Consider the following 13586-nt stretch of genomic DNA (forward strand, 5'->3'; position numbering starts at 1 on the left):
TAAGAATTAAGAATAGCAAATATACTTTTGGCAAAAGTACCTAACCAACGAAGAAAACTTCTCTTTAAAATATCTCTCCTACTAAGAGAGATATTTTAAAATTTCCCCCTTCCCCATAAGGAAAGAGAGTTAGGTTTTTCGCAGGATTTTCCAGATCGCCTGGATTTTCAGAAGGTTTTAGGCAGTCTGCTTGTCGTCAATTGCAACTTGAGGGACTCCCATGCTGTAGTTGGTGACGCGGGCAGAAAGATTGTAGCTGATTTCGCCGAGTTGGAGGAGCGATCGCAGATAATGTTCTAAGTCTGACCCCAGACGGCGCAAGTTATAGTCCGTGAGGTCTTCGCCACTAGATGCTTCGACTAGTTCATCAAATTTTCGATAAACTTTTTGCAGCGCATCTTCATTCCAGTTAAATTCGTTATCTGGGTCAATATCTAAGGTTAAGACCTGTTGACTTGGAACTAGGTCGCCATCTCGGTCAATTTCGCCTGCAAAAATGCGAACATGCCGGGTTGTGGACTTGAGCAGCATCGGGTTATCCATAAAAAAGGTGTAAGATTTGGGTGAATTACACTGAAATTATTGTAAACGCTATATTCAACCTATGAATGCTCTCAATTTACAAGCTTTGAAGGCAGTTTCAAAAGGGTATATTGAATGGGCATAAGTAAAAATATCACCTATACTGATTAACTTACTACTTCTGTTAGGAGTTGAAGACACAATTAGCAGCTTGTACTGACAGTAGTCCAATTATTTTTCTGTAAAAATTACTGGGGAAAGTATTTTTATTTGGCGCATACAAACAAATCAAAGCGGTGTGTGAATCTTACCTACTGCTATGATTTTTGTACTTACGAAGCCTAAAAGCCAGTAACGTCAGGCACTCACCACAAATAATGTTATCCGTGTACATTTTTTTATGGAGAACAAAAGTTTTTACCTTAATAATTTTGCTCCTCAATTTATTCGGAATTTTCTATTGCAAAAAACGTACATCACGTAATTTCACTGAATAGTGCTACATCGACCTCTGGCTGTAATAAGTTCAGAAAAAATAAGCGATTTTACTTACGTATAAACACTAAAATTAGAGTAGCAAGTCAAACTTTTATTGACGTTCACATAAAGTTGATGTAAAAACCTTTAAAAAGGTTGCACAACTTCTTACAGAAACTTTATTGTGTAGAATCTTAAAAACTGAATAATAGTTATGGCTTACCATAAGCTACATCTGGTATCAGAACATCAAAATCTAGACAGTGAAAATTTAGCTTATAAACAAAACACAGGAGAGGGAAATGGAATACAAAAGTGATTGATGAAGAAAAATTCTTAATTCAAGCACTTTGGATTCAAAAGAGATATAACGAATTTTTGCTGGGCATCTACCTCCTTACCCTCATGACAACCAAGTAAAGGAATCTCAATAGTTATGAACTCCAAAGCATTACCACGCCAGATAAATAATCTCGAAGTAGGTGTTTATGAGTGCGAAATCCATCTCAAATTCCGGTTGATTGAGGAAAAGAGTCTATTAAGCGATCGCGAGCAACTCTTACAGGTGCTACTTGATGCTTTAACTGAAGGTTCTGATGACTTTCTAGAGACGCTACAAGCGTCCGTTAAAGCCCAGGAGGTGTCTGAGTTTAAAGCTTCTCCTCAAATGCGTCGTCAGCTTATGCGCTTACGTAATGCTGCTGAAAATCCCCAAACTTAAAGGTGTAATTTAAGTATTGAGAAAACATTAATTGGGCATTAAATCAAATGTTGATCCTATAGCTCCGTTGCAATAAAAACTAATCAGCGAGTAGAATTCATCAGGTATTGTGATTTCTACTTTGTGTGTGAAAGTCTTATTTAGCAGCACAAAGTCCCAGGAACAGTTTCCTCTATTAAAAACTTTGTAGCAAAGGGTACTGGTAGAATCTGAGAGAAAACTCAGCCAGGTGCATTTTACCGAGTTTTTATCAAAACATTGCAGGAAGAACAAATACTGTGTCTTTACAGATGGGGAATGGGGAATGGGAAATGGGAAATGGGGAATGGAAAAGAGTTTTTTAATATTTAATACTCAATGCCCAATACTTTCCCTTACTTCAGCTTCTCTATGAGATGTTACGCTACCGCTTAGTACAATTCCCAATTCCCAATGCCCAATGCCCAATTCCCAATTCCCAATACTTATTTAGCCAGACCATGTTCTAGAGCAAAACGAACTAACTCTGTACGGCTATTGGTTCCAGTTTTGCTAAACAAACGGCTAACGTACTTTTCTACATTGCGGACGCTGGTTTCCAAACGACGGGCAATTTCTTTATTCATCAAACCTTCAGCAACCAAATTTAAAACACTTTGTTCTCTGGGAGTCAAATCAATTTTAAAAGGGGCTGGCGATTGGGAAATGGCATTTCTTTGAGTTAACAATGCCTTGATTTGGGCAATCTGATTGGCTAGTTCGGCAAGATCGGGGGTTTCAAAATCATCTCCTGTACTTACAGACTTAGCAATTCGGCGGGCTAGCAAATTTTCGACTATGGCCACTAACTCATCTGGATCGAAGGGTTTCGGGAGATAGGCATCAACACCAGCATGATATCCTTGGATGCGATCGCCTGTCATACCCTTAGCAGTTAAAAATACTACCGGCAGTGCCTGAAAGCGAGGGTCTTCTCGCAGTTGCTTAAGGAACTGGTAGCCATCGACCTGGGGCATCATGACATCAGAAATCACTAAATCAGGTGTATTCATCTGCATCCATTCCCAACCTTCAAGGGCGTTACTGGCGACTTGAACGCTGAAACCGCTCTCTTGCAAATAGTCTTTCACGGCTTCCCGTATTCCTGGTTCATCATCCACCAGTAACAATTGTGCTGACATTTAAAATTCCCTTGAGTTTTCCTTTTTCCAATTTAGCGAAAGTTGACAGTGATTTAACAAGGGGATTGTTGTAATGCCTTGTGAAGGGGACTGGGGACTGGGGACTGGGGGCAGAATTTAGAACTCACTCCTTCTTGTTAAAATCCTTGTATGAGAACCCAAACTACCCCCGCAGCTACTAGAGGTACGCTGATGTTATCTGTACCGTGGGGTGAGACTGCTTCTGCTAGGGTGGCGAAAGTCGCAGTTATTACCGTAGTCAACAAAGCCCATTCTAAAGTCAAAGGTCTTGCCAGGGGAGTTAGTGAAGAACCTGGTAGCAGCAACAGCACTAAGAAAATTGCCACTGCACTCGCCACAAACATTGCTGCCGAACCTTCCCAGGAACGCACAGAGTTTCCTACTTGATACTTATGCTGCCCGAAGCGTCTACCGATTAAGGCTGCTAAGGCATCACCCCAGGTCATCGCCATTATTCCAGCTACAGCGATTGGGGCACTATCTACTGGCCCGTCTGGTCGCCACAGTAGTCCGAAAAGCAGCGTTACTGAGATAGCGAAATAAACTGTACCGGGTGAGCTATCTTCGCTATCCATTGCGCCAATAATTCGGTAGCGGTAAAACAGGTAGTTAAGTCCGATAAAGGTAGCAAAGGGTATAATTCCAATTTCCCACCGTTTAAAGAGTAGCAAGACACCGAAAACCCACATCCCTGCTCCAATATGAATCACCTTACGGGTCAAATCTGGCTTTACATTAAACAGCATACGTAGTCCCTCGCCAATAACGAGCAGACCAGTCGCGTAACTATAAGAAATTGCTAGCCCGATAAAATCATTTGTCATTTGTCATTTGTCATTGGGAATTGGGAATTGGGAATTGGGAAAGAGGAGGCAGGAATTCTTTAATTTTGAATTTTGAATTTTGAATTTTGAATTGATTTCTCCCCTGCCCCCTGCTTCTTCACTTGGGTCGATCGCTATTTCGTCTCAGATTTTTTTCTAGTAACGAAACGCTACCAATACCTTGAAGAATACCACGACCGATTAAACCTAAACCCCTACCAATTATTTGGGTAAGGATGAAAACTATGCCGCTACCTACAAAAGATAAGAGTGATTTTAAACGCGGTGCGATCGCGTCACTAAATTCTAGAAGCAATGTCACTATTAAAGGAATATTAGAAAGTTTTGCTAACTCCTGATTGCGAGGAGCATAAACTGAAGTGTTGGCAATACCGCGAGGCGCAATTACAAATAGATCGTAGCGGCTTTCAAAAACTGCTTTTGGCTCATTTATATAATTCCTTAACCGATATTTCCAGGACAAGTCATTTCTAAAACGCTCAATTTCTCTTGTAGAAATAAATTGCCGACCATATAAGTTTTGCTTAATCAATTCCACATCAGCTAAAGAATTTAACAGTGGTTGCACTACCCCATTTGCTATCTGAATCAACAAGTTCTCTAAAATCATTAAGTTTTGAGACTTGGCTTCAGCGCTCACTACTGGATATGAAGTATTATCAATGTTCAATTCTGTTTGAAATAGTAGATAAGAATACAACTCACAAACTAACGGTATATTATTAAGAATATCTCTTTGCACCACTTCTGTATTTTGTAACAATAAATTAACAATTTCTATATTTTTATTTCCTATTCTTATTCGAGAGAATCTCCCAAAGAAATCTGTAATTGCTGCTTGCCATAAGTCACACAATAAGGTAATTTTTACTTCATATAATTGATTAATTTCGATTTGAGACGCACGCAGTTCATCCAACTGTTGAGACAATTTTTGCAGGATAAGATAAAACAATTCTCGTTTTTTATCTTCACGAAAAATGTCAATCTCTAAAGGCATATCTGTGACATTTCGTAAAGGAAATTGAAGTTTGGTAATACAAGATGCAAACAATTCAGATTGTAGTGTTCCGGGACTAAGCAATGGTGACACAGTTTCCCTTTGCTGAATGGCACTACTCAATGAAGGGGTGAGCGGTTCATCAGCAGGCGGAATATGTTCCTCTTGCCTTTGTTGTGATGGAACCAATAACCTATTTAGCAACCAACGAGCCGCTAAGAGTTCTCGCCTCTGTCCAGCTAGAATTGCTCGATCTAGTACTGGTAATCCGGGAACTTGTAATTGTGCTGTGACTGCGGCTAGGGTAGCGTCAATGTAAGCAATACCTGACAAATGTAAATTATTTCGTAGTTTAGAAAAAGGGAGAGGGGAGCGAGGAGAGACACGATTAATCGCGTCTGTACTATTAGGAGTTGCGATCGCTTCGGTGTCTCTAAACCAATAGTCACCACCATCTGCAACTTTTTGCATGGCAGCAACTAACTCAGTAAGTGGTGTACCTTTGGGACAGTAGCCGTTTACACCAATAGATTTTGCAGCTAACAACAGTCCTTGTTCTCGAACAGAACTAAGAAGCAAAATTGGCAGGTTAGGATATAAAGCTTTGAGTTGCCGACAGAATTGTAAACCTAGCTGCTGGCTGGTGGTGGAGCGACCATTACCAAATTCCAAAACCAGTAAATTTACCTGTTTAGGGTCTTCTTGGGCAATTTCTGCTAAAATCTGCAAGGCGGTGGTATCAGTTTCTACTACTGCTGTTACTTCCAGATTAGGAATTGCTTCCAGAGCTAACCGTAATCCCAGACGAAAAATCGGGTCTTGGTCGAATAACAATAATTTTAAATGGCGATCGCTCATAGTCTATTCAATTACACAAACACTGTTTTTTACCAATGAGAAAACAACTTTGATACAAACAAAACTTTGTCTCCCTCATTGTTACCTGTTTTCGCAAACTGAGAAATCGATCATAATTGCCTTATGCAGCAGTCACTGTGTAATTAAATGAACTTGAGTATTCGGCACTGGTTGGCAGAACGCTATATTGCAACCAATCAAATCAGCGGGTTTTCGTCGGGACAATTGGCAGGTATTGCCTACCGGATTGTTCAGGATATGGAAGTCAAAAGCCTTATGCCTTTTGATATCTGTACTTTGGTAGAAGTTTTAGAACTGCCTTTAGGAATTGTCTGGGAAGAAATTAGTGTCATTTCCCAGTTGACAGAAAACCTGTTACGTAGTCTCAGCCAAAAGAAACCGTTAAAACGTAATGAAGGGACATGGTTAGCGTTCCAAATTGCCTATCTCCAAGCTTTGCAAGCAATTTTAAAGCAGGAAGCAAGCCTACAAAGACCGTGGCTAGATCGGGCAAGTATACCAATTCAAGCACAAATACTTAAAGAGGATGCAGCTAAAATCAACCTCCAAGATCCGCAACTGCAAGGATTGCTAAAAACTCTTAGTCCAGGTAAATTAACTGATACTCAAGCAGAACAAGCCCTATCTCTGGTTGCAGATTCATTACTGGTGCAACAAATAAATCATGCTGTCATAGCTTGGTTTGTTGCCAATGGTGCAGAGGAATATGAAGCTAAACTCTTAACACAGCGTTTGGTCAACTCACTTCCTGGTGACATGCTAATAGTGGTTACTGAAAATGCTGCCCCTTTAGCTCAACTGCAAAAATTCTTCCGTTTGGGGATTTCATTATCTCCTAGTTTGATCGCTCCAGAAGTTGGTTCTCCAGTTGGTGAGAAAATTGACTTGCATCGAGAACATTACCGTGCAAGTTTGATACAAAACCTCAGTATGCCTTTACTTATAGAATCCTTTACTCTCAAGGATATCTATGTGTCACAAAAAGGCTTACCAATAGAGGAAAGTATTTTTGATTTGGATAAAAAAGCTGTTAAAACAGTTGATTTAAAGACATGGGCACAACAACAGTTAGCTGATTTAGAAACGATCGCAATTATTGAGTCGGAACCTAGTTATGGCAAAACTAGTTTTTGCCAACTTTGGGCGGCACAGATAGCACAAGAAGTTTACCCGATTTGGATGCCTGTAATAATTAGGCTCAGGGATATAACTTATGGCAAAACTTTAATCGAAACTCTAAATTCTGCTTTTCCTATTAATCTTTCAACTTGGTTAGAGCAAGAAAATCTTCCTTGTTTGTTGCTACTAGATGGTTTAGATGAATTGCCCTCTTCTGCTCATGGTATAAGAGCAAAAGCAATTTTTATTCAGCAATTATTGAATTTTCAATCTCAGCATCGACACAAAATTGTGTTAACGAGCCGCTCGACAACATTACAGGAAATTGCGCCAGAGATACCCTTACCATTGAGGCGAATTATCATTCAGCCGTTCGATGTAGACGAATTGAAACAATGGTTTCAGCATTGGGCAAAAGTGCAATCGTTGGCGATCGCTCAAAATTTCTTTACATTCTTAAAAAAATCAGGCTTATTTGCCAGCCAGTCAAGGTTTCCAGAATTATCTACTCTTGTCCGTCAACCCCTAATGTTGCACTTGTTGGGCATTTTACACCGCGACGGACTGCTAAACGATGAAGTATTGCAATTGGCTGCTAGTACGCCAAAGTCTTCTCTGTTATGGGAAATTTATCATCGTCTGAGCCGATGGTTGTTGGGCTATCCGCTAACTGGTGGGATCAAAACGATGCTACTACGCTCAGGAACGGTTCATATCAACCGGACTCCAGAAGCGATCGCTAATTTACTCGCTAATCGTCATCCCCAAGATTTACTTGAGCAGATGCAAGCGATCGCTCTTAAAATTTTACACTCGCAACGTCATCAAATTAATTTGGCTGAGGAATCTAAAACTTTGCCAAGGTTTTACTTTAAAATTCAGGATTTAGAAAGCTCACACCAACGGCAGAGTCTAATTGAGTTTTCCCATATTAAGTTAGGAGAATTTCTTTGTGCTAAGGCTGTGACTGCCGAGTTAAAATTACTAACTCAGTGCCAAAATGAGCCTTATAGCCCGCTTACTTTTGTGCTTGATTCTCCCAGTAGCGCCGCCCAGCATATTTACAATTTACTGGGTTACGGCATACTTAGCCAAGAAATTGAAGAACTAGCGATCGCAATTTTACGTCGGGAGCAAAAGCACAAATTTTCCTTTGAAGTTTTGTTCCAACGGCTTTTGTCTTTCTGGCGTGCTTACTGTCAAGGCTATTGGTTAGATGAAGGAATAGCTCACAAAGCTTTGAGTCATTTCCATACACTACAAAACCCGGTGAATGTTGAGCAGTTAAATGCGGCGGTAGGGCTGAATGTGTTTTTATTACTCTGTGCTTGCTACCGAGAAACAAAAATCCCTTTTTGGCCTTGTGGGAATCCGCTCAATTTCACAGAATTCAATCCAGAGGCTTTAAATGTACTAATTGCGAGAACAACTGTTTTGCACAAAAGTGCCTTCGCAAGGCGAATCAAGTCTTTGGCTGGACTGAATTTATCGGGAGCATCTTTATTACAAGTAATGTTAGCTGGGGTAAATCTTGAGCAGACAAACTTATCTAATGCCGAGTTAATGGGGGCGAATTTGGCTGGAGTCAACCTGCGACAGGCGAATCTCACAGGCGCAAACCTTCAACAGGCAAATCTCGCAGGCGCAAACCTCCAACATGCGAATCTTGCAGGTGCAAACCTCCAACAAGCTAACCTGACGGAGACAAATCTTAATTCAGCCGATCTCACCAACGCCTGCTTATTTGATGCTATCCTCGGTGATGCTGGCAAAAAATTAGCTGCTGATAATGGTGCTTTGTTTTCCAAAGAGTCATTTCAAAGATTGAAAAATTTGCGATCGCAACAACCCTTCTTAAACACTGTCCAAATTACGACCAATCCAGATAATAATTGGAGCAAACTTCCTGCGATCGGAATAATTGAAAGCTCCGAAGGCACAATTTTGCCTGTAGATTTATATGATGATGTCGATGATGAAACTGTCTTTAGCAATAACTCTATTGGGGAATAGGGAATTGGGAATGGGGAATGGGGAATTAAAAAGAATATTCCTGACTCCTAACTCCTAATTTCCAACTTCCAACTCCTAACTTTCATCATTTTGCATGTTACGGTAGCCAACAAAATTAATACTGTATTCAGTAATCCGTACTCCTGTTTCTTCTTCAATTTTGCGGATCAAATCTTCTGGTAGTTCTACATGAACATCAAGAATTTGATTTGTATCCACACAGTTTATGTGACTGTGAGAGTCACTGATATTGCCGTACAAACGCCCATCACAGCGTTCAATACATTCAATAATGCCTTGACTAGATAATGCTTCTAAATTTTGATAAACAGAAGTATGGCCAATCTCTTTACCCTCTTGGTTCAAGCGATCGTAAATCTCTCTAGCAGAAAGATGTTCATTTGCTTGCCAAAGTAACTCCAAAATAAAGCGGCGTTGACGACTGACGCGCATACCGAGGATTTGACACCGATCTAGCGCATCTTCTAAAGAACGAATTGGTTTTGTAGAAATTGTTTGTTTTTGCATATTACAGCTTGTTAACTGTTAAGGGAATTTTCCCATTTCAATTTTTATTGGTTATTTAATATATGCAATAATATTGCACACCATTGTTCTACCTGTACTTATGTTTTGGCTTGTGATGCTGCGAAAGTAACAGGTGAGGATAAATTATGGTCTATTTTTTGCTTGTTGATGGCTACTTTGTCAGACCTTAATCTAAAACAAACTCATTACAACTTTAACTTAAAATTGTTGTAAATGTCCACATTGGGGCAGGCGTTGCCTTTCCCAAGTAGGCTGATGCTAATGGCATACTATGTAAGTTGGATAAAGAGTAAGTATAAAATGCAAGTTTAGTCAGAATTAGTATCACTAAATACTAATTGCTTTGTAAAAAAGACTTTGTGCTAGTAAGGGTCAATCTAGCGTCAATGCCTGAAAACTGCTACTGTATATTCTCGATCCTACAGTTGAGCAAAAAGAAAGTGGCTGCTGAGTCAAAGACAATTGCGATCGCACTCAATAATGACCTCATTAACAATCTGGATCTCTCGCCTGCCTCAACGGTGATTGAACAAATACTGCAAGATGGGATTGCATCCCATGAACAGCAACTACGCTTTGATATCAATTACGATCTCGAACCTGGCGATCCTCGGGAACTCTCAGAAATTCCAGAAGTACGGCTGTGGTTTGTGCGTCTAGATGCCAAATACCCCTGGTTAGCATTTTTACTAGATTGGAAAGCTGGAGAATTTGCTCGTTATGCCGCCATGCTTGTACCGCACCAGTTCAGTTCCAAAGATGGTATTCAGTATAATCCTGAAGCCTTAGAGATATTTTTGATGCACAAAATCTTTATTTTAGGTGATTGGCTCAAACAGCAAGATATCCCCAGCCTGTCGCGGTTGAAGTCTATGGCCCAAATGCTGGGTTATGAATTAGATGATGCTTTTTTTGAGATATTTTGAGACTGAAATAACCGCAAAATCTAGCTGTCACAACCAGGTTTTGCGGTCATTCAACAAACGCATAACTACATTGGATATCCCATAGACTAATTCCAGAAATTGGGGCAAACTGCTGGTTTAGCCACCCCAGATTTTCTCTAAAACTGCGTTTGGTGAAATATCTGCCGTTTTATCCGTGGGAGATTTAATCGGCAAAAATTTGTCGTTTTTCGGTAACAATTTAGCTGGATCAGTAGGCCCAAATAGGGCGATGGTATAGGTTTGGACTGCAACACTCAGTTGTAGTGCCGGATTATCAGTAGACAACATCAAATTTGCCCCGGCAATCATAGCAGTTAACTTGCCAATATCATCAGGGGCAGTCACTTTGATATCTGGAGAAGACCCCAGAAGCGATCGCACAAACTGCTCATCGTCAATTCCCTTAACAACCACCACAGGCAGATCCGGCTGCTTGTCTTGGAAGCCTTGAATAATTTGATGCCAACTTTGGACAGGATAGATTTTATCCAGTTCTTGAGCCTGGGTTAACTGCCCAGAACCCCCATAAATCAAGATATAGCCTGTTTCATGCACGCCTAAGCGTTTTTGCTCATTTTGTGCCCACTCAATATCCGGTTTTGGCACATTTACTGCTAATTCTGGAACAGGGCTATTTATTTCCAAAGGTTGCAGCAAATCGTGATATGCTGTCGCCGCATATTGGGATGCTTTAAATGGCACAGCATGGGTCAGAAAAACCGAACTTTTGCCTTGGTAGCCAATACGTATGGGGATTCCCGTTAACCAGAGTAAAAGACCAAGTAACCAAATTTGCTTCACAGCAATGACAACATCGTATTCGCGATCGCGAATTATCCCCACCAAATTACCCCAATCTGCCAGACTGTTACGGTCTTGAAAATCAAAGTTCAGCACCTCGTGAACTGACTTGCTCACTCGGTAGGCAGCCTTTGACCGGGGTTCAACAACGACATCTATCTGAGCATCAGGGTGATGGCGCTTCAGGTCATCTAGAGTCGGAAAGAAGAGAATTTGGTCGCCAATTCCGCCAGGTACAAGGGCTACTACTCGCATAATATTTATTGACGCTTACTCGCTCCCTATTTTAGGGGAAAATATATAGCTTAAAGATTGAGGAATTCTGTGTATTTACTAATTCCAGCTGCGGGAATAGGAAAAAGAATGGGTAGTAACCGCAATAAACTCTTGCTGAAAGTGCGATCGCAACCAATTATTGCCTGGACTCTATTAGCCGCAGAAGCCGCCAATACAATCAGTTGGATCGGGATTATTTCTCAGCCTAACGATTGGCCAGACTTCAATGCAATTCTCGCCGATCTCAAGCTCACGAAACCAGTGGAATTGATTCAAGGTGGTTCCACCCGTCAAGAGTCTGTTTACAATGGCTTGCAGGCTTTGCCAGCCGCCGCAGAACAAGTGTTGATTCATGATGGTGCTAGATGTCTCGCCACACCAGATTTATTTAACTCTTGTGCCGAAGCCATTCGCCACTGTCCCGGTTTAATTGCTGGTGTACCAGTCAAAGACACCATCAAAGTTGTCGATGAACAAGGCATAATTCAACAAACGCCCGACAGACAAAAATTGTGGGCAGCACAAACTCCCCAAGGATTTGATGTCAAGTTGTTGAAACAGTGCCACGCTGAAGGAGTCCGTCATGGTTGGGAAGTAACTGATGACGCGGCTTTATTTGAAAAGTGTGGTATTGAAGTCCGAATTGTCGAGGGAGAGGAAACAAATTTAAAAGTGACAACTCCCCAAGATTTAGCGATCGCAGAATTTATTCTCACAACTAGAGGTGTTTGAGGGATTGGGAATTGGGAATTGGGAATTGGGAATTGGGAATGGGGAATTAGAAATGAATTAACGTCCAATGTCCAATTCCAATTTGAGGGCTAACAATATTTTGACAATTTACGATATAATGCCACACACTTGTTGATTATTAGTTGTCATGTACTAATGACCAATGACTAATGACCAATGATCAATGACTAATGACTAAATGATTACAGCCACAGCGACGAAGATAGAAGCAATTCTGTATTTAAAGGGTAAACCCTTGTCGCTCGGCGAAATCGCCGAGTATGCCGCGTGCGATCGCGCCACTGTCAAAGAAGGCATAATTGAACTCATGGACAACTATGCCCACCGAGATAGCGCCCTAGAGGTAGTAGAAACCCCAGATGGTTACAGTTTGCAACTAAGGTCTGATTTTCATGATTTAGTGCAAACGATGATACCAGTAGAATTGGGAGTAGGTGCATTGCGGACTTTGGCAGCGATCGCCCTCAATAATCCCATACTCCAGAGCGACTTGATTAATTTACGCGGTTCAGGAGTATATCAACACGTTCCAGAACTCGTAGAACTTGGTTTTATCCGCAAACGCCGAGACAGCGATTCTCGTTCTTACTCACTCCAAGTAACCCCAAAATTTCATCAGTATTTCCAAATCGAACAACTCCCGCAAATACTTTCCACCGCCCAGAAGGAAGAACAATTAGAACTAGAACTAGAGGGAGTGGGGAGTGGGGAGTAGGGAGTAGGGAGCAGGGGGTAGGGAGCAGGGGGCAGGGAGTAGGGGAGCAGGGGGCAGGGGGCAGGGGGCAGGGGGCAGGGGGAAATTACTGAATAAGTCTCTCCCAAGTCTCCCTCCTCTTCCTTGTCTACCTTGTCTCTTCTTCATGCCCAATCCCCAATCCCCAATCCCCAATCCCCAATTCCCAATTCCAATGACTTAATACCCGTGGTAAATGCGCTAGCCTTGTACTATGGTTTAGAGTAGAGTTAGCAATTAAGCTAAATAAAACTGCCAATGGTGTTTAATCCTGACTTTTTAAATGACAACTCTGAGGAACACCCTAATCAAATTCTTTCCGACCACTCTGAGGAATACCCCAATCAGTTACTCAAATATCTACAACATCAGTCTCCTGATGTTTTAGCAAGGATTGCTCAGTCCGCTAGCCCTGAAATTAAACAAATCATCTCGCAAAATGTTCAAGGACTAGTGGGAATGCTCCCAGCAGAAAATTTCAACGTGCAAATCACAACAGATCGGGATAATTTAGCTGGGCTTCTAGCGTCGGCCATGATGACGGGGTATTTTCTGCGGCAAATGGAACAAAGAATGCAGTTAGAGCATTTGTCTAATGGTCAATAGTCAAACATTCTGGGATTAATGACTAAGTAATTCGTAATTCGTAATTCGTAGTTACAAGACACTCAAGAGCGAAGCGTTAGCCTTAGCGAAGCGGTAGCGGGGAACGAGCGTCCGTAGAAGCGTCTGGCTCGCTCTAAGCGTACTGTACGGACAAACAAGCATAC

At 41.3% G+C, this 13586-nt stretch carries 12 protein-coding genes; 6 read left to right on the top strand and 6 right to left on the bottom strand.

The genetic code is table 11. The annotated features are described in order from the left end of the window. Nucleotides 1–177 precede the first annotated feature (177 nt). Nucleotides 178–543 carry an NAD(P)H-quinone oxidoreductase subunit M gene (locus RMZ41_RS04935; protein WP_322640499.1) on the bottom strand — a complete coding sequence of 122 codons (366 nt, stop codon included), beginning with the start codon at nt 541–543 and terminating at the stop codon, nt 178–180. Nucleotides 544–1435: 892 nt separating this feature from the next. Here RMZ41_RS04935 and RMZ41_RS04940 point away from each other — a divergent pair. Next, complete coding sequence (locus RMZ41_RS04940; RefSeq protein WP_069070488.1) at nt 1436–1720, top strand: Npun_R1517 family heterocyst differentiation transcriptional regulator; 285 nt, start codon at nt 1436–1438, stop codon at nt 1718–1720. 464 nt (nt 1721–2184) lie between these two features. Here RMZ41_RS04940 and RMZ41_RS04945 read toward each other — a convergent pair whose 3' ends face one another. The 3 genes from RMZ41_RS04945 to RMZ41_RS04955 all read right to left on the bottom strand — a co-directional run bounded on the left by RMZ41_RS04945 (nt 2185) and on the right by RMZ41_RS04955 (nt 5604). Next, nucleotides 2185–2880, bottom strand: coding sequence for a response regulator transcription factor (locus RMZ41_RS04945; protein ID WP_322640500.1), 696 nt, complete (start codon nt 2878–2880; stop codon nt 2185–2187). Between the two features lie 137 nt (nt 2881–3017). Then, on the bottom strand, nt 3018–3725 hold the full coding sequence (locus tag RMZ41_RS04950; protein WP_322640501.1) for a phosphatidate cytidylyltransferase: 708 nt from the start codon (nt 3723–3725) through the stop codon (nt 3018–3020). Between the two features lie 118 nt (nt 3726–3843). Then, nucleotides 3844–5604, bottom strand: coding sequence for a DUF3685 domain-containing protein (locus RMZ41_RS04955; protein ID WP_322640502.1), 1761 nt, complete (start codon nt 5602–5604; stop codon nt 3844–3846). A 147-nt stretch (nt 5605–5751) separates the two neighbouring features. On the opposite strand from RMZ41_RS04955, the gene RMZ41_RS04960 reads away from it, so the two are divergent. Next, nucleotides 5752–8757 (top strand): pentapeptide repeat-containing protein, encoded by a 3006-nt coding sequence (locus RMZ41_RS04960; protein WP_322640503.1) that lies wholly within the window; start codon nt 5752–5754, stop codon nt 8755–8757. 75 nt (nt 8758–8832) lie between these two features. Here RMZ41_RS04960 and RMZ41_RS04965 read toward each other — a convergent pair whose 3' ends face one another. After that, nucleotides 8833–9285 (bottom strand): Fur family transcriptional regulator, encoded by a 453-nt coding sequence (locus tag RMZ41_RS04965; RefSeq protein ID WP_322640504.1) that lies wholly within the window; start codon nt 9283–9285, stop codon nt 8833–8835. Between the two features lie 461 nt (nt 9286–9746). Here RMZ41_RS04965 and RMZ41_RS04970 point away from each other — a divergent pair, with 461 nt between their 5' ends. After that, nucleotides 9747–10232, top strand: a complete 486-nt coding sequence (locus tag RMZ41_RS04970; RefSeq protein WP_322640505.1) for a CRR6 family NdhI maturation factor — start codon at nt 9747–9749, stop codon at nt 10230–10232. A 117-nt stretch (nt 10233–10349) separates the two neighbouring features. Here the strand turns inward: RMZ41_RS04970 and RMZ41_RS04975 are convergent, their stop codons facing one another. Then, entirely contained in the window at nt 10350–11309 is a 960-nt protein-coding gene (locus RMZ41_RS04975) for a glycosyltransferase family 9 protein (RefSeq protein WP_322640506.1), read from the bottom strand. 69 nt (nt 11310–11378) lie between these two features. On the opposite strand from RMZ41_RS04975, the gene ispD reads away from it, so the two are divergent. From ispD to RMZ41_RS04990, 3 genes are all read left to right on the top strand, one after another. After that, entirely contained in the window at nt 11379–12062 is a 684-nt protein-coding gene (gene ispD / locus RMZ41_RS04980; protein WP_322640507.1) for a 2-C-methyl-D-erythritol 4-phosphate cytidylyltransferase, read from the top strand. A gap of 199 nt (nt 12063–12261) precedes the next feature. Continuing rightward, complete coding sequence (gene scpB / locus RMZ41_RS04985) at nt 12262–12798, top strand: SMC-Scp complex subunit ScpB (RefSeq protein ID WP_322640508.1); 537 nt, start codon at nt 12262–12264, stop codon at nt 12796–12798. Nucleotides 12799–13074: 276 nt separating this feature from the next. Then, the gene (locus tag RMZ41_RS04990; protein WP_322640509.1) at nt 13075–13422 is read left to right on the top strand and encodes a DUF760 domain-containing protein; all 348 of its coding nucleotides are present in this window, start codon (nt 13075–13077) and stop codon (nt 13420–13422) included. Nucleotides 13423–13586 lie beyond the last annotated feature (164 nt).

This window comes from Nostoc sp. DedVER02 (assembly GCF_034530675.2).
Taxonomy (GTDB): Bacteria; Cyanobacteriota; Cyanobacteriia; order Cyanobacteriales; family Nostocaceae; genus Nostoc.